Annotated in this window: 12 protein-coding genes; 9 read left to right on the top strand and 3 right to left on the bottom strand. The window is 72.4% G+C overall.

Features of this window, described 5'->3' with window-relative positions; genetic code table 11:
- The first annotated feature begins 12 nt into the window (after positions 1 to 12).
- Positions 13 to 1,239 carry a glycosyltransferase gene (locus ACFV4F_RS21660; RefSeq protein WP_380443457.1) on the top strand — a complete coding sequence of 409 codons (1,227 nt, stop codon included), beginning with the start codon at positions 13 to 15 and terminating at the stop codon, positions 1,237 to 1,239.
- A 117-nt stretch (positions 1,240 to 1,356) separates the two neighbouring features.
- The gene (locus ACFV4F_RS21655) at positions 1,357 to 4,404 is read left to right on the top strand and encodes a bifunctional [glutamine synthetase] adenylyltransferase/[glutamine synthetase]-adenylyl-L-tyrosine phosphorylase (protein ID WP_380443465.1); all 3,048 of its coding nucleotides are present in this window, start codon (positions 1,357 to 1,359) and stop codon (positions 4,402 to 4,404) included.
- A gap of 75 nt (positions 4,405 to 4,479) precedes the next feature.
- Here ACFV4F_RS21655 and ACFV4F_RS21650 read toward each other — a convergent pair whose 3' ends face one another.
- Positions 4,480 to 5,442, bottom strand: a complete 963-nt coding sequence (locus ACFV4F_RS21650) for a phosphatase PAP2 family protein (protein ID WP_380504631.1) — start codon at positions 5,440 to 5,442, stop codon at positions 4,480 to 4,482.
- Between the two features lie 327 nt (positions 5,443 to 5,769).
- Between ACFV4F_RS21650 and pulA the strand changes: the two genes are divergently transcribed.
- The 4 genes from pulA (at position 5,770) to ACFV4F_RS21630 (ending at position 16,527) form a co-directional block, all read left to right on the top strand.
- Positions 5,770 to 11,271, top strand: coding sequence for a pullulanase-type alpha-1,6-glucosidase (gene pulA, locus ACFV4F_RS21645; RefSeq protein WP_380504628.1), 5,502 nt, complete (start codon positions 5,770 to 5,772; stop codon positions 11,269 to 11,271).
- A gap of 603 nt (positions 11,272 to 11,874) precedes the next feature.
- A complete protein-coding gene (locus tag ACFV4F_RS21640) occupies positions 11,875 to 14,211 on the top strand; it encodes a M4 family metallopeptidase (RefSeq protein ID WP_380504625.1) in 2,337 nt (778 codons plus the stop codon).
- 217 nt (positions 14,212 to 14,428) lie between these two features.
- The gene (locus tag ACFV4F_RS21635; protein WP_380504622.1) at positions 14,429 to 16,192 is read left to right on the top strand and encodes a carbohydrate-binding module family 20 domain-containing protein; all 1,764 of its coding nucleotides are present in this window, start codon (positions 14,429 to 14,431) and stop codon (positions 16,190 to 16,192) included.
- A 113-nt stretch (positions 16,193 to 16,305) separates the two neighbouring features.
- Positions 16,306 to 16,527, top strand: a complete 222-nt coding sequence (locus ACFV4F_RS21630) for a hypothetical protein (RefSeq protein ID WP_380504619.1) — start codon at positions 16,306 to 16,308, stop codon at positions 16,525 to 16,527.
- A gap of 29 nt (positions 16,528 to 16,556) precedes the next feature.
- Here the strand turns inward: ACFV4F_RS21630 and ACFV4F_RS21625 are convergent, their stop codons facing one another.
- Entirely contained in the window at positions 16,557 to 17,336 is a 780-nt protein-coding gene (locus ACFV4F_RS21625; protein ID WP_380504616.1) for an SDR family oxidoreductase, read from the bottom strand.
- A 379-nt stretch (positions 17,337 to 17,715) separates the two neighbouring features.
- Here ACFV4F_RS21625 and ACFV4F_RS21620 point away from each other — a divergent pair, with 379 nt between their 5' ends.
- Both ACFV4F_RS21620 and ACFV4F_RS21615 read left to right on the top strand, forming a co-directional pair.
- Positions 17,716 to 18,774 (top strand): alpha/beta hydrolase, encoded by a 1,059-nt coding sequence (locus ACFV4F_RS21620; RefSeq protein ID WP_380504613.1) that lies wholly within the window; start codon positions 17,716 to 17,718, stop codon positions 18,772 to 18,774.
- 241 nt (positions 18,775 to 19,015) lie between these two features.
- On the top strand, positions 19,016 to 19,750 hold the full coding sequence (locus ACFV4F_RS21615) for a hemerythrin domain-containing protein (protein WP_380504610.1): 735 nt from the start codon (positions 19,016 to 19,018) through the stop codon (positions 19,748 to 19,750).
- A gap of 183 nt (positions 19,751 to 19,933) precedes the next feature.
- Here ACFV4F_RS21615 and ACFV4F_RS21610 read toward each other — a convergent pair whose 3' ends face one another.
- Positions 19,934 to 20,551, bottom strand: a complete 618-nt coding sequence (locus tag ACFV4F_RS21610; protein ID WP_380504607.1) for a DUF6891 domain-containing protein — start codon at positions 20,549 to 20,551, stop codon at positions 19,934 to 19,936.
- A gap of 64 nt (positions 20,552 to 20,615) precedes the next feature.
- Here ACFV4F_RS21610 and ACFV4F_RS21605 point away from each other — a divergent pair, with 64 nt between their 5' ends.
- Positions 20,616 to 21,578 carry a DUF1152 domain-containing protein gene (locus tag ACFV4F_RS21605; protein ID WP_380504604.1) on the top strand — a complete coding sequence of 321 codons (963 nt, stop codon included), beginning with the start codon at positions 20,616 to 20,618 and terminating at the stop codon, positions 21,576 to 21,578.
- The last annotated feature ends 44 nt before the right edge of the window (positions 21,579 to 21,622 follow it).

Genomic DNA, 21,622 nt, shown 5'->3' with positions numbered 1-21,622 from the left:
GTTCGCCCGGCGGTGACCGAGTCGCTGACCGTGCTGATCCCGGCACACAACGAGGCGGACTTCATCGCTGACGCGGTGAAGTCCGCCTTCGCCCAGACGGTGGTGCCGCGCACCGTGCTGGTCATCGCGGACGCCTGCACCGACGACACGGCGGCGATCGCCGGGCGGTGCGGTGCCGAGGTGCTGGAGGTCGACCGGGGGAGCAAGCCGGAGGCGCTCAACCTCGCGCTCGCGCAGGTGACCACCGAGTTCGTGGCCCTGCTCGACGGGGACGGCTACTTCGCCTCCGACCGGGCGCTGGAGACGTGCCTGGAGCGGATGAACGCCAAGGACTACGGCGGCGTCTGCATGTCCGTCACGCCGCACAGCGTGAAGGGCGTGTTCCAGCGCTCCCGCATGATCGAGTGGGCGGCGGCGCACCGGATGTCCCGGACGGTGGAGTCCTGGCACGGCTGGGTCGCCGTACTGTCCGGCTGTGCGGGCGTGTACCGCACGGAGGCGGTCCGGGCGGTCGGCGGCTGGTCCACCGACAGCCTCTGCGAGGACGTCGAACTCGCGCTCAAGATGAACCGGGCGGGGCGCAAGGCGGGCTTCGTGGCGGGCGCCTACGTGTGCGTGCGCGACCCGGGCAGCTGGTCCGTCTACTGGGCGCAGAGCCACCGCTGGGCGGCCGGCTGGGCGCAGGCGCTGTACAAGCACCGCGGGCTTTTCCTCCGCAGCTGGGGATTCGCTCGGGTATTCGGTGCCATGCTCGTGGACAGTGCCCTGATGGCCATTGGATACCTTTCGTTGCTCTACCAGCTGGCCACCAGGTTCACCCATTTCGACGCTTTCCGCTGGATGGGCGTCTGGTTCCTGATGATGGTCGCCCTGACCTTCGGGACGGCTGCCCTGCAGATCGGCGTCCGGCGGACGCTCACCTGCTATCCGGCATATCTCGTGGTGGGCACCATGGGAACCGTGGTTTCCCTTTGGGTGATGTTCCGGGAATGGGTGCTGGGCCGGCACCTGACCTCCTGGACCGGTCGCCAGGGGCGGCGGGTCGTCATCACCCGGATGTCGGAGCGCAGACGGCTCGGCCTCACCCTCGCGGGTGTCGGCGCGGGCCTTCTCGGCACGGCTTCCGGCACCCTGCTGAACCGCGACTCCCTGGTCCTGACCGGCACGGCCGCGAGCGGTTCGGTCCTGCTGGCGGCCGTGCTCTGGTACCTGGTGAACCGGACGCAGGAGCAAGCCTGACGCCCTGACCCCACCCGCGCCACGGCCCCCGTGGCGCGGGTGGTCCGGCTCCTGGGAAGGTAGGTCCAGGGACCGCGCACCCGCGCGGGCGACCGGGCGGGCCGGGAGGGCATGGCGATGGCGATGGCGGAGGAGGGACAGCGAGCCGGGAGCCGGGTCAGCCGGCCGGAGATCCGGCTGGTGCGGCGCGGATTCACCGATCCCGCGCGGGCGGTCCGGCTGCTGGCGGGGCCGGGCCTGGAGGGCCTGGCCGACGACCCCGTCCTGCTGGACGCGCTCGGGACCACCGCCGACCCCGACCTCGCCCTGCTGGGCCTCGCCCGGCTGCTGGAGGCCGCCGACGAGGCCGACCGGCACACCCTGCGCGACACCCTCACCACCTCCAAGCCGCTGCGCGACCGCCTGCTCGGCGTCCTCGGCGCCTCCACCGCGCTCGGCGACCACCTCGCCCGGCACCCGCACGACTGGCACGCCCTGGTCACCTTCGAGCTGCGGGACATGCACCCCGGCCCGGAGGACTTCCGGCGGGCCCTCGCCGAGGGCGTCCGGACGGGCGCGGCCCGCAGCCCGGCCGACGCGCTGCGCGTCGCCTACCGCCGCTGCCTGCTCGCGATCGCCGCCCGCGACCTCTCCGGCACCACCGACCTCGCGCAGACCGCCGCCGAACTCGCCGACCTCGCCGGCGCCACCCTGCAGACCGCCCTCGACCTCGCCGCCGAGCAGGACCCGCAGGCCGCCGCGGCCTGCCGGCTCGCCGTCATCGGCATGGGCAAGTGCGGCGGGCGCGAGCTCAACTACGTCTCCGACGTGGACGTCATCTTCGTGGCCGAACCGCCCGACCGCGTCGACGGGCAAGGGGCCGTCGACGAGCACGAGGCCGTCAAGGCCGCCACCCGGCTGGCCGCCGCGCTCACCCGGCTCTGCTCGGACACCACCGGCGAGGGCACCATCTGGCCGGTGGACGCCAACCTCCGCCCCGAGGGCCGCAACGGCCCGCTGGTGCGCACCCTGGCCAGCCACGTCGCGTACTACCAGCGCTGGGCCAAGACCTGGGAGTTCCAGGCGCTGCTCAAGGCCCGCCCGGTGGCCGGCGACACCGAGCTCGGCGCCGCGTACGTGGACGCGCTGGCCCCGATGGTGTGGCAGGCCGCCACCCGGGAGAACTTCGTCGCCGACGTGCAGCAGATGCGCCGCCGGGTGATCGACTCCATCCCCGTGACCGAGGTCGACCGCCAGCTCAAGCTCGGCCCCGGCGGGCTGCGCGACATCGAGTTCTCCGTCCAGCTGCTCCAGCTCGTGCACGGCCGCACCGATCCGGCGCTGCGCAGCGGCAACACCCTGGAGGCGCTGGCCGCGCTCTCCCGCGGCGGGTACGTCGGCCGGGCCGATGCCGCCTCGCTGGACACCGCCTACCGCTTCCTGCGCTCGCTGGAGCACCGCATCCAGCTGCACCGGCTGCGCCGCACCCACCTCATGCCGACCGGCGAGGAGGACCTGCGCCGGCTGGCCCGCTCGCTCGCCGGGCTGATCAACGGCGACACCCGCACCGACCCGGTCGCCGCGCTGCAGCGCGAGTGGAAGCGGCACGCCGTCGAGGTCCGGCGGCTGCACGAGAAGCTGTTCTACCGCCCGCTGCTCGACGCCGTCGCCGAACTGCCGCCCGGCGCGGCCGGGTTGACCCCGGACGCGGCCCGGGCCCGGCTGGAGGCGCTCGGCTACGCCGACCCGGCCGCCGCGCTGCGCCACCTCACCGCACTCGCCTCCGGGGTCAGCCGCAAGGCGGCGATCCAGCGCACGCTGCTGCCGGTGATGCTCGGCTGGTTCGCCGACTCGGCCGACCCGGACGCCGGACTGCTCAACTTCCGCCAGGTCTCCGACGCGCTCGGGCGCACCCCCTGGTACCTGCGCCTGCTGCGCGACGAGAGCGCCGCCGCCGAGCACCTGGCCCGGGTGCTGTCGGCCGGGCGGCTCGCCCCCGACCTGCTGCTGCGCGCACCCGAGGCGGTGGCCATGCTGGGCGACCCGCAGGGCCTGGAACCGCGCCGCCGGGCCGCCCTGGAGCAGGAGATACTGGCCGCCGTCGGCCGCGCTGGGAGCACCGCCGCGGCCGTCGCCGCCGCCCGTTCGGTACGCCGCCGCGAGCTGTTCCGCACGGCCGCCGCGGACGTCCTCGGCCGCCTCGGCGACGACCCCGCCGAGGCCCTGGACACCGCGGGCGAGGCGCTCACCGCCCTCAACGCCGCCACCCTGCAGGGTGCGCTGCGGGCCTGCGTCGCCGGCTGGGAGGCCGAGCACGGGGACCTGCCCACCCGGATCGCCGTCATCGCGATGGGTCGGTTCGGCGGCCACGAACTGGGCTACGGCTCGGATGCGGACGTGCTCTTCGTCCACGAGCCCCTGCTCGGCTCGCTGGACCAGGACGCCGCCAAGGCCGCCCAGGCGGTCTGCAACGAGCTGCGCACGCTGCTCGCGGCGCCGTCCACCGAGCCCCCGCTGTTGGTCGACGCCGACCTGCGGCCCGAGGGGCGCAGCGGCCCGCTGGTGCGCACCCTCGCCTCGTACGCGGCGTACTACCGCCGGTGGTCGCACGCGTGGGAGAGCCAGGCGCTGCTGCGCGCCGAGCCGGTGGCCGGGGACGAGGAGCTCGGCGCGCGGTTCCGCCGGCTGATCGACCCGCTGCGCTACCCCGGCGACGGGGTGCCGGAGCGGGACCTCCTGGAGATCCGCCGGATCAAGGCCCGGATCGAGGCCGAGCGGCTGCCGCGCGGCGCCGACCCGACCACGCACACCAAGATCGGCCGTGGCGGGCTGGCGGACGTCGAGTGGACCGTCCAGCTGTTCCAGCTCCAGCACGGGCACGAGCTGCCGGGGCTGCGCACCACCCGGACCCGTGCGGCGCTGGCCGCCGCGGCCGGGGCCGGGCTGATCGGCGAGGAGGACGCGGCCGTGCTGGACGCGGCCTGGGTGCTGGCCTCCCGGGTGCGCGCGGCGGTGATGCTGGTGCGCGGCCGGCCGGGGGACAGCTTCCCCGGGGAGGCCAGGGAGCTGTCCGGGGTGGCGCGCTACCTCGGGTACGGCGCCGGGCACAGCGGGGAGCTGGTGGACGACTACCGGCGGACGACCCGGCGGGCCCGGGCGGTCGTGGAGCGGCTGTTCTACGGCTGAGCCGGGGTGGGCCGGGGTGGGCCGGAAACGCGGGAGGGGCCCCTCGTGGGGCCCCTCCGTACGTCTCTTCGCGGTCTAGCGGCGGCCGCTGCCGACGGCCGGCTCGCTCCACTGCTCGGGGACGGTGATCGGCTCCTCGGCCGTCTCCCGGGCGGGCACCCGCGGCAGCTTGTAGACCCACTCCTGGTAGATCCAGCGGGCGGCGAGGAAGCCCACCGTCAGGCAGATCTCGCCGCCGACGGCGTCCATCCAGAAGTGGTTGGCGGTCGAGATGATGACCACCAGCGTGGCCAGCGGGTACATCAGGCCGAGCACCCGGACCCATGTCCGGCGGGCCAGGAAGAAGATCGCCAGACCGCACCACATCGACCAGCCGATGTGCATCGAGGGCATGGCCGCGTACTGGTTGGAGACGTGCGCGGCGGGTCCGGAGGCCATCGAGCCCCAGGTGCCGTGGGCCTTCACGGTGTCGATGAAGCCGCCGTCGGTCATCAGCCGCGGCGGGGCCAGCGGGAAGAAGTAGAAGCCGACGAGGGCGATCCCGGTGGTGACGAACAGCACCGTGCGGGCGGCGACGTAGCGGCCGGGGTGGCTGCGGTAGAGCCAGACCAGCACGCCGATCGTGATGACGAAGTGCAGCGTCGCGTAGTAGTAGTTCATGCCCGTGATGAGCCAGCCGACGCCGTCCACGGCGTGGTTGACCGAGCGCTCGACCGCGACGCCGAGGTTCTGCTCCAGGTCCCAGATCCAGCGGGCGTGCTTCTGGGCTGTCGCCGCCTGCTCCGGAACGGCGTTCCGGACGATCGAGTATAGCCAGTAGCTGATGCCGATCAGGGCGAGCTCGAACCAGATCCGCGGCCGGGCCGGCGAGCGGCGCTGGTCGCGGACGCGGTCGCGCAGGGCGGCGGTGCGCGAGCGGACGGCCCGGGTGGCTCCGTCGGGGCCGCCGGACGGGGCCTGGCGAGCTCCGGAACCACCACCGTGCGCCTGGTCGGCGCGCCGCGCGCCGGCTTGCTGGATCTCGGTCGGTTCCCCCATGGACGAGAAGTCTGCCAGACGTCCCGTAGCCGTCCGCTCATCCTCTGGAAGTGGATTCTTCACCGGCTGTCCCCCTTGAGGGTTAGGGGGCGACTCCCACCGGGGTAGGGGGTGAGGTCGGGTCTGGTGCTTACCGGTGGGACTGGCATACGTCCCATTGTCACGCCGACCGGTGCGGGGCGCGCAATCGGGGTGCCCGAGGCGTGCGCGGATCGGTCGTGCGCTGCACTTTCCCGGCACGAAACCGTTTCTGCATCTTGCTGAAACATATTGCAGGCCGCTAGCTTCCAGGGAACTCGACCGCCCCTTCCCCTAAGGGAGCCCTCAGTGGCCGATACGCCGCTCAGCCCCCGGCGGAGCACCCCACGACGCAGACCCGGCCGCACGGCCGTCCTGCTCGCCGCCGCACTGACCGCCGCCACCCTCGGCGGCGCCCCCGCGGCCCTCGCCGCCGCCCCGCCCGCCCCGCCGTCGGACGCCGCACTGGCGGCCACCGCCGGGCGGCACGACCTCACCCGCGAGCAGTACTACTTCGTCCTGCCCGACCGCTTCGCCAACGGCGACCAGGCCAACGACACCGGCGGCATCACGGGCGGGCGGCTGGACAACGGCTTCGACCCCGCCGACAAGGGCTTCTACCACGGCGGCGACCTGGCCGGCCTGATCCAGAAGCTCGACTACATCCAGAACCTCGGCACCACCGCGATCTGGATGGCGCCGATCTTCAAGAACAAGCCCGTGCAGGGCACGGGGGACCAGGCGTCCGCCGGCTACCACGGCTACTGGATCACCGACTTCACCCAGGTCGACCCGCACTTCGGTACCAACGACCAGCTGAAGGAGCTGATAGCCAAGGCGCACGCCCGCGGCATCAAGGTCTTCTTCGACGTCATCACCAACCACACCGCCGACGTCATCGACGACGCCGAGCAGCAGCACGCCTACCGCTCGACCGGCGCCTACCCGACGCTCGACGCCGACGGCAACCCGGTCGACGAGACGGCCGTGGCCGACAGCGGAGCCCCCTGGCCGAAGATCACCAAGGACTCCTTCCCCTACACCCCGGTCTTCCGCACCCCCGCCGACGCGACCGCCAAGAGCCCGTCCTGGCTCAACGACCCGTCGCTCTACCACAACCGCGGCGACTCGACCTTCGTCGGCGAGTCCGCGACCGAGGGCGACTTCAGCGGGCTCGACGACCTCGACACCCAGAACCCCCGCGTGGTGAAGGGCTTCGAGAAGGTCTACGAGCAGTGGGTGAAGGACGCCGGCGTGGACGGCTTCCGGATCGACACCGTCAAGCACGTCAACATGGCCTTCTGGCAGCAGTGGGCGCCGGCGCTCAAGGACTTCGCCGCCAAGCAGGGCAACAAGAAGTTCTTCATGTTCGGCGAGGTCTACTCCGGCGACCCGGCGGTCACCTCGCCGTACGTCACCAAGGGCCGGCTCCAGGCCACGCTCGACTTCCCGTTCCAGGGCGCCGCGCGCTCGTACGTCTCGCAGGGCGGCTCGGCGAAGAACCTCGCCGACGTCTACGGCCAGGACTACCGCTACACCAGCGCCGACACCGACGCGTACGAGCTGCCGACCTTCCTCGGCAACCACGACATGGGCCGCTTCGGCTCCTTCCTCCTCGCCGACAACCCGGGCGCCGACGACACCACCCTCCTGAAGAAGGACCGGCTCGGCAACGAGCTGCAGTTCCTCACCCGCGGGCAGCCCGTCGTCTACTACGGCGACGAGCAGGGCTTCACCGGCGCGGGCGGCGACAAGGACGCCCGGCAGGACATGTTCGCCTCGCGGACGGCGTCCTACAACGCCGACCGCGTGCTCGGCGGCGCCCCTGGACCGGCCGACCGGTACGGGCAGGGCGGCGAGCTCTACCAGGGCATCGCCGGCCTCGCCAAGCTGCGCCGCGACAACCCGGCGCTCGCCGACGGCGCCCAGATCGAGCGGTACGCCGCCGACGGCGCGGGCGTGTACGCGTTCTCCCGGATCGACGCCGGGCAGCAGGTCGAGTACCTGGTGGCGGTCAACAACGCCACCGAGGCGAAGACGGTCACCCTGGACACGTTCTCCGCCGGGATGGGCTTCGACCGCATCTACCCGTCGGCGGGGGAGCACCTGACCAGCGGCGCCGACCGCAAGGCGACCGTCACCGTGCCCGCGCTGTCGTCCGTCGTCTACAAGGCGGGCGCCAGGCTCGCGCCGGTCGCCGCCGCGCCGCAGCTCTCGGTGCAGCCGCCCGCGGACGGCTCGACCGGGCTCGTGACGATCGGCGCGAAGACGGACGGCGGCTTCAACCGCGTCACGTTCACCGGGCAGATCGGCGACGGGCCCTGGCAGACGCTCGGCACCGCCGACACCGGGAAGTACGCCGTCACCCAGGACCTGAGCGCCGTCGCCCCCGGCACGGTCGTCCGCTACAAGGCCGTCGTGCAGGACTCCAGTGGGCACCTGCGCTCCGCCACCGCGAGCTTCACCACCGGCACCCCGGCGCCCAAGCCCGTACCCACGGCCACCGCGCGCCCGTACGCCGTCGTGCACTACAACCGGCCGGACGGGAACTACGACGGCTGGAACCTCTACGCCTGGGGCGACCTCGCGGACGGCGAGTCGACCCAGTGGCCGGCCGGGCACGGCTTCACCGGCCGGGACGCGTACGGCGCCTTCGCGTACGTGCGGCTCAAGCCGGGCGCCTCGGACGTCGGGTTCATCGTCGAGAAGGACGGCGTCAAGGACGTCGACGCCGACCGGCACATCGACGTGGGCAGCACCGGCGAGGTCTGGGTCAAGCAGGGCGACCCGACCGTGCGGACCACCGACCCCGGCCCGACGAGCACCCCGCCGGCCGGCACCGCCGTCATCCACTACAACCGGGCCGACGGCGCCTACGACGGCTGGGGCCTGCACGACTGGACCGGCGCCGCGAACCCCACCGACTGGGGCAAACCGCTGATGCCGGCCCGCCGCGACGCCTTCGGCGACGTCTTCGAGGTGCCCCTCGCCCCCGGGGCGACCAGCCTCAGCTACATCCTCCACAACGGCAACGACAAGGACCTCCCGGGCGACCAGTCGCTGGACTTCGCGCTCAACGGCCGGGAAGTGTGGATCCTCGGCGGCCGCGAGGGCTACCTCCTGCCCCAGAACGCCGCCGCCTCCTCGCAGTTGGACCCCGGCACCGCCAAGGCGCAGTGGATCGACGCGAAGACCGTCGTCGTCCCCGCGAACTACGGCGCCGCCGACGCGGCGCTCGCCGGCGGCACCAGCGCCCAGCTCGTCTACGACCCCGCGGGCGGCATCCGCGCCGACAAGGGCGTGCTGACCAAGCCGGGCAAGTGGATCCGGCTCACCCCCGCCCAGGGCGGGCTGACCGACGTGCAGAAGGCCAAGTTCCCGCACCTGGCGGGCTACCGGGCCTTCACCGTGGACGCCCGGGACGCCGCGCGCGTGCCCGCCGCGCTGCGCAGCCAGCTGCTGTTCACCGAACACCTGCCGAGCGGGGCCGCGTTGGCCGCGACCGGCGTGCAGATCCCGGGCGTGCTGGACGACTTGTACGCGGGGAAGGCCGGCCGGGTGGACTTCGGCCCGGCCTACTACGACGGCAAGGTCGCGCTGTCCGTGTGGGCGCCGACCGCGCAGGACGTGTCCGTCCAGGTCTTCGACAGCGCCACCGGGGGCACGCCCAGGACGCTGCCGCTGAAGCCGGACGACGAGACCGGTGTGTGGGAAGTCGTCCGCGACAAGGCCGAGTTGGACGGCAAGTACTACCTGTACCAGGTGAAGGTCTGGGCGCCCTCGGTGCAGCAGACCGTCGTCAACACCGTCACCGACCCGTACTCGGTCGCGCTGTCCGCCGACTCCAGGCGCAGCCTGGTGGCGAACCTCGACGCCAAGGAGCTCAAGCCCGAGGGCTGGGAGGACCAGAACGTCCCGGCGGCCGTCCCGCCGGCGCAGCAGCGGATCCAGGAGCTGCACGTCCGCGACTTCTCGGTCGAGGACGCCACCGTCCCCGCCGCCGAGCGCGGCACCTACCTGGCGTTCACCGAGTCGAACTCGGCCGGGATGCAGCACCTGCGCGACCTCGCCAAGGCCGGTGTGACCACGGTCCACCTGCTGCCGACCTTCGACATCGCGTCCATCCCGAAGGACAAGGCCGGGCAGAAGCTGCCGCCCTGCGACCTCAAGTCCCTTCCGCCGGACGGCCCGAAGCAGCAGGAGTGCGTGGCCGCCGTCGCCGCGGACGACGCGTACAACTGGGGGTACGACCCGCTGCACTACAACGTGCCGGAGGGCACGTACGCCACGGACCCGACCGGGACCGCCCGCACGGTGCAGTTCCGGCGGATGGTGCAGGCCATGCACGAGGCCGGGCTGCGCGTCGTGCTGGACGTCGTCTTCAACCACACCGCCGCCAGCGGCCAGGACGGGAACTCGGTGCTGGACCGGGTGGTGCCCGGCTACTACCAGCGGCTGGACGCCAACGGCAAGGTGACGACGGACAGTTGCTGCTCCGACACCGCGCCCGAGCACGCCATGATGAACCGGCTCGTCGTCGACTCGGTCACGCTGTGGGCGCGCGAGTACCGCGTCGACGGCTTCCGCTTCGACCTGATGGGCCTCGACCCGAAGTCGACCATGCTCGACGTGCAGGCCGCGCTGCGGAAGATGACGCCGGACTCGGACGGCGTCGACGGGAAGAACGTCTTCCTGTACGGCGAGGGCTGGAACTTCGGCACGGTGGCCAACGACGCCCGGTTCGTCCAGGCCACCCAGGCCAACATGGCCGGCACCGGCATCGCGACCTTCGACGACCGGATGCGCGACGCCGCCCGCGGCGGCAACTTCATGCTCGGCTCCGCGCCGCAGCAGGGCTTCGCCTCGGGCCTGTACACCGACCCGAACGGCTCGCCCGCCAACGGCACCCCCGACCAGCAGAAGGCCCGGCTCCTGCACGAGATGGACCAGCTGAAGGTCGGGCTGACCGGCAACCTGGCCGGCTACGCGTTCACCGACAGCTCCGGCAAGCCCGTCACCGGCGCCCAGGTCGACTACAACGGCTCCCCGACCGGGTACGCGAGCAGGCCGGGCGAGGCGGTGGAGTACGTGGACGCCCACGACAACACCGACCTGTTCGACGCCCTCGCCTACAAGTTGCCCACCGGCACCGCCCCCGCCGACCGGGCCCGGATGCAGGCGCTCGGGCTCTCGCTCACCGCGCTCACCCAGGGCGCCGGCTTCGCCCAGGCGGGCAGCGACCTGCTGCGCTCGAAGTCGCTCGACTCGAACTCCTACAACTCGGGCGACTGGTTCAACGCGATCCACTGGAGTGCCGCGGACGGCAACGGCTGGGGCCGCGGCCTGCCGATGGCGGCGGACAACAAGGAGCTCTGGCCGACGGCCCAATCGCTCCTGGCCAACCCGAAGCTGACCGTCGGCGCGGACGACATCCGGGCGACCACGGCGCAGTTCCAGGACTTCCTGCGGATCAAGCAGTCCTCGCCGCTGTTCTCCCTGCCGACCCTCGCCGACGTCCAGCAGCGGCTGTCCTACCCGCTCTCCGGCACCGCCGCCGAGACGCCCGGGGTGATCACCCTGCACCTGGACGGCACCGGTCTGGCCGGCGCCGAGAAGGGTGTCACCGTGGTCTTCAACGCCACGCCCACGGCGCAGAGCCAGACGGTCTCCGCGCTGAAGGGGACGGCCCAGGCGCTGCACCCCGTCCAGGCGGGCGGCGCGGACCCGGTGGTCAAGCAGTCCGGCTTCGACGCCGCGACCGGCACGTTCACCGTGCCCGGCCGCACCGTGGCGGTGTTCGTCCAGGGCTGACGACCTCCGACTCCCGGGCCCGGTACCGCCGTTGTGGCGGTGCCGGGCCCGGGTCCGTTCCGGGCTCGTTCCGGGCTCGTGCCGGGTTCGTTCCCGGGGCCGCTCGAAATGGCCGGAACCGCGCGGTGGCACGGCCGGAATGGTGACGTGTCGGGCCCCGCGGACGCTGCGCCCCGGCCGGGCGGTCCGACGTCGGCCTGAGCGCTGGTCAGTGCCGGTGCGGGGGACCCGAACAATTTGGCGCTCATGAAAACCGTTGTTGTAAGTGCCTTTACCTGTAACGCGGTTGAAGCACTTCGCGATTGCCCGGTGCGGACTCGAATCGGCCAAACCATGGCATGCATCTGTCATTAACGGCTCATTTGCTGCCACGATTCCCCCTGCTGCGGACGAGGGACCCCCCAACTCTCCCTCCCCGCGGCGGCTTTCCCCGTGCGCACCTCTGCACGCACCGCACACCTGCACTCCTCTGCACCTGACTCTGTGAGCACCGCTGCACCCCTGGCGCACACCGCCGCCGGGGGCCCCCACTGCGCCGCAACCCCGCGGCCCAGGTCGCCCTCCACCGTGCGCACACCCGCGCCGGTCGGTTAAGGAGTCCGCATGTCCCGCTACGCCCACGCCCGGAAGGCGGCGGTCGTCATGGCCGCCACCACCGCGCTGCTGGTGACCGGCATCCCGGTCATCGCCCAGGCGGCCGCCCCCGACGCGCCGACGGTCGTCGCCCAGCAGCTCTCCGCCCGTGCGGAGCTCCTCTCGTCGGCGAACCAGCAGGCCGCGAGCCTCGCCCAGAGCATCGGGCTGAGCGGCCAGGAGAAGCTCGTCGCCAAGGACGCCGTCCAGGACACCAACGGCGACCGCCACCTGCGGTACGAGCGCACCTACGCCGGCCTCCCGGTCCTCGGCGGCGACCTGGTCGTCCACCAGACCGCGGCCGGCGCCACGAAGGGCGTGACCAAGGCCAGCGACGCCGTCCTGGCGGGCCTGGACACCACCCCCGCGCTCGCCGCGCCGAAGGCCCAGGAGAGCGCGCTGGCCGCCGAGTCGGGCGCCGCGCTGGAGGCCGCACCGCGCCTGGTGGTCTTCGCCGCCAAGGGCACCCCGCGGCTCGCGTACGAGACCGTCGTCACCGGCAAGGGCGACGACGGCACGCCGAGCCGCCTGCACGTCGTCACCGACGCGGCGACCGGCGAGGTGCTCGGCAAGAACGAGACCATCGAGACCGGCACCGGCACCGGCGTGTACGTCGGCAACGTGCCGCTCACCACGACCCAGAGCGGCGGGCAGTACCAGCTCAAGGACGGCACCCGCGGCGGCCAGTACACGACCAACATGAGCAACGGCACGTCCGGCAACGGCACGCTGTACGCCAAGTCCACCGACACGTGGGGCAACGGCCAGGCCAGCAACGGCGAGTCCGCGGCCGTGGACGCCCAGTACGGCGTCGCCGCGACCTGGGACTTCTACAAGAGCGCCTTCAACCGCAACGGCATCCGCAACGACGGTGTCGGCGCGTACAGCCGCGTCCACTACGACAACAACTACGTGAACGCGTTCTGGGACGACTCCTGCTTCTGCATGACCTACGGGGACGGCTCCGGCAACACCCACCCGCTCACCGCGCTCGACGTGGCCGGCCACGAGATGACGCACGGCGTCACCGCCGCGACCGCCGCGCTCAACTACTCCGGTGAGTCCGGCGGCCTCAACGAGGCCACCTCCGACATCATGGGCAAGATGGTCGAGTGGAACGCCAACCTGGCCTCCACCCCGCCGAACTACTTCATCGGCATCCAGCTCAACATCAACGGCAACGGCACCCCGCTGCGCTACATGGACCAGCCCTCCAAGGACGGCTCCTCGGCGGACTCGTGGTACTCGGGCGTCGGCAACCTGGACGTCCACTACTCGTCCGGCGTCGCGAACCACTTCTTCTACCTGCTGTCGGAGGGCAGCGGCGCGAAGAGCATCAACGGGTTCAACTACAACAGCCCGACGGCCAACAGCGTCACGGTCGCGGGCATCGGCCGGGACAAGGCCAAGCAGATCTGGTACAAGGCGCTCACCGCCTACATGACCTCGACCACCGACTACGCCGCCGCGCGCACGGCGACGGTCAGCGCGGCCACCGACCTCTACGGCGCGAACAGCAACGAGGTCTACCAGGTGGGCCTCGCGTGGGCGGGCGTCAACGTCGGCCAGGCGCCGCCGAACCCGGGCGGCGTCAGCGTCACCAACCCGGGCAGCCAGTCCACCGCGCTGAACGGCTCGGTGAACCTGCAGATCCAGGCCTCGGGCGGCACCGCGCCGCTGTCGTACGCCGCCACCGGCCTGCCCACCGGCCTGTCGATCAACTCCTCGACCGGTGTGATCTCCGGCACGGCCTCCACCGCGGGCAACTACAACACGACCGTCACGGTCACCGACGCGGGCGGCAAGACCGCGACGACCAGCTTCTCCTGGGCCGTCTCCGGCGGTGGCGGCGGCTGCACGCCGGCGCAGTTGCTGGGCAACGCGGGCTTCGAGACGGGTTCGGCGGCGCCGTGGACGGCGTCGAGCGGTGTGATCGACAACAGCGCGTCGCAGGCGGCGCACGGCGGCAGCTGGAAGGCGTGGCTGGACGGCTACGGCTCGGCGCACACGGACACGCTGTCGCAGACGGTGACGATCCCGGCGGGCTGCAAGGCGACGCTGAGCTTCTGGCTGCACATCGACACCGCGGAGACGGGCACGACGGCGTACGACAAGCTGACGGTGTCGGTCAACGGGACCACGCTGAAGACGTACAGCAACGTGGACGCGGCGGCCGGCTACCAGCAGCGGACCTTCGACCTGTCGGCGTACGCGGGCAAGAGCGTCACGCTGAAGTTCACCGGCACCGAGGACGCCTCGCTGCAGACGAGCTTCGTGATCGACGACACCTCCATCCAGACCGGCTGACCTTCGGTCGGTAGGCGGGGCCCGGCAGCCGAGGCGGCTGCCGGGCCCTCGTCGTGTCCCGGTTCTCCGACGGCTGCGGCTACTGATGCGGAAACGTTTCGTCCCGTGCCTTGACGGTGTCTCCCGGCGGCTCTAAGTTCGCTGCAAGTTTCCGGCAAGTTACAGAAACTTCCTGCACCTTGGCTGCCCCACCCCAGCCGCCCCCCTTGGAGACGACGTGGTCACCACCGCCCCCACCCTCCCCCGGCCTTCGGCCGGGAGGACCCGCCGGCCCGCCCGCGCGGCCGGAGCGCTCGCCGCCTCGGCGGCGCTGGCGCTCTCGTTCACCGCGGGCCTCGGCGCCCCCACCGCCCAGGCCGCCCCGCCCGCCGACAACGGCAAGGACGTCACCGCGACCCTCTTCGAGTGGCGCTTCGACTCCGTCGCCCAGGCCTGCACCAGCACCCTCGGCCCGAAGGGCTACGGGTTCGTCGAGGTCTCACCGCCCCAGGAGCACATCCAGGGCCCCCAGTGGTGGACCTCCTACCAGCCGGTCAGCTACCGGATCGCCGGACGGCTCGGCGACCGGACCTCGTTCAAGAACATGGTCGACACCTGCCACGCGGCCGGCGTCAAGGTCGTCGCCGACACGGTGATCAACCACATGACGGCCGGCTCGGGCACCGGCACCGGCGGCACCGCCTACACCAAGTACAACTACCCCGGCGTCTACCAGGACCAGGACTTCCACACCTGCCGCCAGCCGGTCAGCAACTACCAGGACCGCACCAACGTGCAGGACTGCGAGCTGGTCAACCTCGCCGACCTGGACACCGGCAGCGCGTACGTCCAGCAGACCATCGCGCACTACATGGACGACCTGGCCTCGCTCGGCGTCGACGGCTACCGGATCGACGCCGCCAAGCACATCGCCGCCTCCGACCTGGCCGCGATCAAGGCCAAGATGGCCAACCCCAACGCCTTCTGGGTGCAGGAGGTGATCTACGGCGCGGGCGAGCCGATCCAGCCGTCCGAGTACACCGGCAACGGCGACGTCGACGAGTTCCGCGTCGGCACCGACCTCAAGCGCGTCTTCACCGGTGACAAGCTCGCCAACCTCAACGGCTGGGGCGCCTCCTGGGGCTACCTGCCGAGCGGCCAGGCGCGCAGCTTCATCGACAACTGGGACACCGAGCGCAACGGTTCGACCCTCAACTACACCTACGGGAACACCTACACGCTGGCCAACGTGTTCCTGCTCGCCTCGACCTACGGCTCGCCCAACGTCTACTCCGGCTACGCGTTCACCAACAACGACGACGGCCCGCCCAACGGCGGCACCGTGAACGCCTGCTACCAGGACGGCTGGAACTGCACCCACGCCTGGCGGCAGATCGCCAACATGGTCGGCTTCCGCAACGCCGTCGCCGGCACCGGCGTCACCGACTGGTGGTCCAACGGCAACAACGCGATCGCCTTCGGCCGCGGCAACCGGGGCTACGTCGCGATCAACCACGAGACCGGCGCGATCACCCAGACCTTCCAGACCGGCCTGCCCGCCGGCACCTACTGCGACGTCCAGCACGGCGACCCGCAGCCGGGCGGCGGCTGCACCGGCCCGACCTACCAGGTCGGCGCGAACGGGCAGTTCACCGCGACGGTCGGCGCGGGCGACGCGGTCGCGCTGTACGTCCAGCCCGGGACGAACGCCTCCGGCGCCTCGTTCAACGTCAACGCGACGACCTCGTACGGCCAGAACGTCTACGTCGTCGGCGACAACCCGGCGCTGGGCGCCTGGGACCCGGCCAAGGCGCTGCCGCTCTCGTCCTCCGGCTACCCGGTCTGGTCGCTGGCGCTGTCCCTGCCGGCCGGCACGTCCTTCCAGTACAAGTACGTCCGCAAGGACGCGAGCGGGGCGGTGACCTGGGAGTCCGGCGCCAACCGGACGGCGACGGTGCCCTCCTCGGGGACGGTCGCGCTGAACGACACCTGGCGGCCGTAGCGGTCGGGGATCCCCGTCGGCCGCGTCAGCGCGGTGTGACGGGGATCCCTCCTGCGGGTGGACCGACTGTTTCAAACCCCCGTTTCGGGCGAAAGCGCTGACACCATCGCGGGATGAGCACCACCCCCGTCGTCCTCGACGTCGAACTCTGCGGCGGGCGTTGGGACGGCCACCGCAAACGCGTCAACGCCGCCGCCCCGCCGCCCTCGCTGCGCATGCTCCTGCGGGTCCAGCTGCCCAGCGCCGAGAGCGGCGAGTACTGGCCCACCACCAGCGTCTACCGGCTGGGCGGGGAGGGCGGGGAGCTGCGCTACCGCCACTCGCACGACGAGTGACGAGTGACGCGTGACGTGACAGTGGTGGGTCAGCCGCGTCCGATGTACGGCATCGCGGTCGCCATCACCGTCGCGAACTGCACGTTCGCCTCCAGCGGCAGCGCCGCCATGTGCCGCACCGTGCGCGCGACGTCGGCCACGTCCATCGTCGGCTCCGGCGCGATCCGCCCGTCCGCCTGCCGCACCCCGGCGCTCATCGCCGCCGTCATGTCGGTGGCCGCGTTGCCGATGTCGATCTGCCCGCAGGCGATCCGGTACGGGCGGCCGTCCAGCGAGAGCGACTTGGTCAGCCCGGTGACGGCGTGCTTGGTCGCGGTGTAGGCGATCGAGTGCGGGCGCGGGACGTGCGCGGAGATCGAGCCGTTGTTGATGATCCGGCCGCCCTGCGGGTCCTGGGCCTTCATCTGCCGGAAGGCGGCCCGGGCGCAGAGGAAGGCGCCGGTCAGGTTGAGGTCGACGACCGCGCGCCAGGCGTCCACCGCCAGTTCGTCCACCGGGACGGCCGGGCCGAAGCCGCCCGCGTTGTTGAACAGCAGGTCCACCCGGCCGAAGCGCTCGGCGGCGGCCGCGAACAGCGCGTCCACCGCCGCCGGGTCGGTGACGTCGGTCGGCACGACGGCGGCCGGGCCGCCGGCCAGCCGGGCGGTCTCCCGCAGCGGCTCCTCGCGGCGCCCGGCCAGGACCAGCCGCCAGCCGGCGGCGCCCAGCTCGACCGCGACGGCCCGGCCGACCCCGCTGCCGGCTCCGGTGACGACGGCGGTCCCGGTGCCGGCGGCGGTTCCGGTGTCGGCGGCGGTCTGCTGGGACATGGCGGCGCTCCTCGTTCTCGGGTCCGAGCCGGCTCGGTTCTGAGCCGATCGTCGCCGATCGGCGGGGCCGCCGTCACTGGTGCAAGGACCCAAAGATCGCGTCGCTCGGCGCATTGTCCGCTGTGTACCCCGCCGTCCGGCGGGGGCCGCACGGGACATGTGAGGGGTTTTACCTGATCGCGAACAAACATTGGATTTCCGGTGGCCGACGCGCAACCGGCCCGCCCCGGCCCACGTCATAAGATCGCAGGACGGCGCGCTGCGGCGAGCCGCACTTCCGGGGGCCGCGCCGAGGCGCCCCCGGGCCTGTCCGGCCCCACCCGGGGGCCGCCGCCCGGCCAGCCGGCCCGGGCGCGTCATCGGTCGGAGAGTCCTCACCGTGCTTAGGCAGTCGTCCCGTTCCCGCGCCGTCCTGACCGGTGCCGCCGTGCTCACCCTGGCTGCCTCGCTCGCCGCCTGCGGGAGCTCCGGTGGCGGGAAGGGGGACAGCGCCAAGGCGGCCGGCACCCCGAGCGCGGCCGGCACGAGCTCGGTCCCCGGCGACCCGGCCGCCGCCACCGGCGCCCCCGCGCCGACCGGCGCGGCCCCGGCCTCGGGCGGCAAGGTCCAGATGCCGACCGGCCAGCCCTCGCTGACCAAGGTCCGCGACACCGCCGCCGGCCCGATCATGATGACCAAGCTGGCCGGCCCGAAGTCCGGCGTCACCGGTCAGGTGTGGGTCTGGCTGCCGCCCGAGTACAACGACCCCAAGTACGCGAAGACCGGCTTCCCGGTGCTCACCCTCTACGCGGGCGGCCAGAGCAACGGCTACAACACCTGGACCGACAACCAGCTGCCGATCCAGGAGGAGGACGAGCAGCTGGCCAAGGCCGGCAAGGCCCATCCGTTCATCATGATCATGCCGGTGCAGAACTTCAACAGCGACGAGAACAACGCGCTGGACTGCTCCGACATCCCCGGCCAGCCCAAGATGGCGACCTGGATGGCCCAGGACATCCCGGACTGGGTCCGCGCCAACTTCCGCACCCTGAAGGGCCGCGACAGCTGGGGCATCATGGGCGCCTCCACCGGCGGGTTCTGCAGCGCCAAGCTCTCGCTCCAGTACCCCGACGTGTACAAGGCCGCCGTCCCGATCGACGGCTACTTCATCCCGGACTCCCACCTGTGGAAGGGCCACGACGCCGAGCGGATGGCCAACAACCCCGACGTACTGGTCACCCAGGGCAAGGCCGACGTGAAGATGCTGGTCACCGCCGGCGGCGCCAACGGTTACGAGAAGGGCGTGGTCAAGAGCTGGGTGGCCAAGGCCGCCCCGCCGGTCGCCATCGAGTACTACGAGCAGCCCGGCGGCAAGCACCTGACCTCGGACTTCAAGAAGATGATCCCGGACACGCTGCAGTGGCTCACCAAGAACCTGGCGGGCCCGGCGGCCGACTGACGCCGTCCGTGCGGACACACCGACCGCCGGTGCGGGGGAGCGATCCCCGGCACCGGCGGTTCTTTTCATCCGGCACTCTCCCCGGCCGTGCGGCACCGCCGTCGGCCGGGCCGCGCAAAAGGCTGTGACCTGCGCGTCAATCGGACATTGATTCACCTCTGATCGACTGCACGCACAGTGAACGGGGCCGCCTTCCGGGGGCCGTGATCCGCACGACCCGCCGATTCGTGAAGAGAGTGCCATGCCGATCCACCTGCTGCCGCCGCCGTCCGCCACCGCACCCGAGCGGACCGAGGACGAGGAGCCACAGGCGGTCCGCTTCGCCGGGCTGCGGTTGGTGCACGCCGCGCTGCGCCGCGACCTCGCCCGCCTGCCCAACGCGCTGCGGCTGCTGCAGCCCGGCGAGGACGCCAAGGGCGAGGCGCTGCTGCGGCACTGGGACTTCGTGACGGCGATGCTGACCTGCCACCACGAGCAGCAGGACACCCGGATCTGGCCGATCGTGCGCCGCTTCGCGCCCGAGCTGCGGCTGCTGCTCAACTGGCTGGAGTCGGACCACCACAACCTCGACCACTCGTTCACCCGGGTCACCACGCTGGTCCGGATCGCCAGCCGGGACACCGGGAGCGTCTGGCCGGTGGCGTACGCGATCGAGGACCTGGCGGCCCGGCTGGAGACGCACCTGCGGATCGAGGAGCGCCAGCTGCTCCCGCGGATGGCCGGGGTGTTCGCCGACAACTCGCGGGTCGGCGGCCTGCCCGAGCTGCTGGACCTGCTGCGCTCGGCCGACGGCCCGGGCTCGGCCGACGCGCTGGCCTGGCTGCTGGAGGGCGTGGAGCCGTCCGTCGTCGACCGGCTGCTGGCCGAGTGCGACGACGACGTGGCCCGCTCCTGGCCGCACTGGCGGGCGACCTACGAGCGCTGCACCTCGCCGCTGTGGGGGCCGGTGGGCGACTGGGGGATCCTTCCCGACTGAGCCCGGGGCCCTTTCGCAGGCCGTCGATCTACGCGCGTGGCAGTGTCACGGGCATATGCGGTGACCCGCGTGCGGGCCCCGGCGCAGGCGGGGCACGCGTGGGCAGGCGGGGGTAGGCGGGGCACGCGTGGGCATGCGGGGCACGCCTGGGCAGGCGCGGGCATGCGGGGCACGCGTGGGCGGCTACTCCGGCAGGCGGTTCAGCCACTCCAGCGGGGCGACCAGGATCGCCCTGTCCGGCGAGCCGTCCCACTCCACCGACAGGCCCTCCGCCGTCAGCGCGACCACCACCTCCCGCCCGATCCCCACCGTCCGGAGCGCCGCCGCGTCCGCCGAGCCCTCCCCGTCCGGCCCGCCGGCCGCCCGGAATCCGCCGTAGCGCAGCATCAGACCCTGCCCGGCGGCGGCGCGTTCGGTGTCCTGCTGGTGGAAGAACACGAAACCGCGCGAGTCCTCGTCGGCCTCGTCGCCGATCTCCGCGTAGCCGCAGCTCGCGCAGCAGGTGAAGTCCATCGCCGCGACGACGCCCTCCCCCTCCAGAGCGTCGAAGGCCGCGCCCAGCCGGTCCACGTCGGTGACCTCGGGCCAGCCGGCCTGCTCGGCCAGCCGCTCCTCCCAGAGCGGAGCCACGATCAGCTCCGCCTCCTCCTCCGTCAGCCCCTGGTCGTCGAGGAGTTCGGCCAGGGACCCGGCTATCTCGTCCGGCTCCTGGAAGCCGCACCGGATCAACTCGCGGGCCCGGTCACGGGCTTCGCTGAGCACCTCGGGGTCGAGCTCGGGCATCGGCGTCTCCTGCGTCATGCCCGCATCCTCGCACCCGCCACCGACAGCGCCCCGGTCGCACGGGCCTGCTACCGTCCCGGCGGTGACCTCGCTGCTGCAACCCCCGCTGATCACCCGCCTGCTGGCCGCCGACCGCATCCTCGTCGCGGGCGCCGGCGGCGGCTTCGACGTCTACGCCGGCCTCCCCATCGCGCTCGCCCTGCGCGCCGCCGGCAAGGAGGTGCACCTGGCCAACCTCTCCTTCACCCACCTCTACGGCCTGCCCGGCGAGGTGTGGTTCGAGCCCGACGTGGCCAGGATCGGCCCGGACACCGCGGCCCCCGAGGGCTACTTCCCGGAGCGCACCCTCGCCCGCTGGCTGCACCTGCACGGCATGCCCGACACCGTCTGGGCGTTCCCCTCGGTCGGCGTCCAACCGCTGCGCGACGCCTACCGGCTGCTCATCGACCACCTGGGCGTCGACGCGGTCCTCCTCGTCGACGGCGGCACCGACATCCTGATGCGCGGCGACGAGGCCGGGCTCGGCACCCCCGAGGAGGACATGGCCAGCCTCGGCGCGGTGGCCGGCCTCACCGAGGTGCCGGAGCGCCTGGTCGCCTGCCTGGGCTTCGGCGTCGACGCCTACCACGGCGTCAACCACTCGCTGGTGCTGGAGAACCTCGCCGCCCTCGACCGGGCCGGCGGCTACCTCGGCGCCTTCTCCGTCCCCCGCGACAGCCGCGAGGGCGCGCTCTACCTGGACGCCGTCGAGCACGCCAGGGCCGCGTTCCCCGAGCACCCCAGCATCGTCAACGGCTCGGTGGCGGCGGCGCTGCGCGGCGAGTTCGGCGACGTCCGCTTCACCGACCGCACCAAGGACGGCGAGCTCTTCGTGAACCCGCTGATGGCGATCTACTTCGGGGTCACGGTCGAGGCCCTGGCAGCCGAGCACCGCTACCTGGACCGGCTCGAACGCACCGTGCTGACGCGGCAGATCAGCACCGTCGTCGGGGAGTTCCAGGACGAGCTGCCGAAGCTGCGCCCGCCCCGGCAGTTCCCGCACTGACCGCTGCGGCTCGCCGGCCCTGCCGTGCGCTCAGCCGTGCGCTC

Origin of the sequence: Kitasatospora sp. NPDC059722, assembly GCF_042733235.1 — a bacterium.
Taxonomy (GTDB): domain Bacteria; phylum Actinomycetota; class Actinomycetes; order Streptomycetales; family Streptomycetaceae; genus Kitasatospora.
The sequence above is the reverse complement of the archived record's forward strand: the minus strand, read 5'-3'. Positions and strand labels throughout refer to the sequence as shown.

Excerpts from the sequence above, each read along its gene's own strand:
- ACFV4F_RS21655 (WP_380443465.1), top strand. The coding sequence starts at position 1,357 with ATGGCGATGGCGGAGGAGGGACAGCGAGCCGGGAGCCGGGTCAGCCGG.
- ACFV4F_RS21650 (WP_380504631.1), bottom strand. The coding sequence starts at position 5,442 with ATGGGGGAACCGACCGAGATCCAGCAAGCCGGCGCGCGGCGCGCCGAC.
- ACFV4F_RS21640 (WP_380504625.1), top strand. The coding sequence starts at position 11,875 with ATGTCCCGCTACGCCCACGCCCGGAAGGCGGCGGTCGTCATGGCCGCC.
- ACFV4F_RS21630 (WP_380504619.1), top strand. The coding sequence starts at position 16,306 with ATGAGCACCACCCCCGTCGTCCTCGACGTCGAACTCTGCGGCGGGCGT.
- ACFV4F_RS21625 (WP_380504616.1), bottom strand. The coding sequence starts at position 17,336 with ATGTCCCAGCAGACCGCCGCCGACACCGGAACCGCCGCCGGCACCGGG.
- ACFV4F_RS21615 (WP_380504610.1), top strand. The coding sequence starts at position 19,016 with ATGCCGATCCACCTGCTGCCGCCGCCGTCCGCCACCGCACCCGAGCGG.
- ACFV4F_RS21610 (WP_380504607.1), bottom strand. The coding sequence starts at position 20,551 with ATGACGCAGGAGACGCCGATGCCCGAGCTCGACCCCGAGGTGCTCAGC.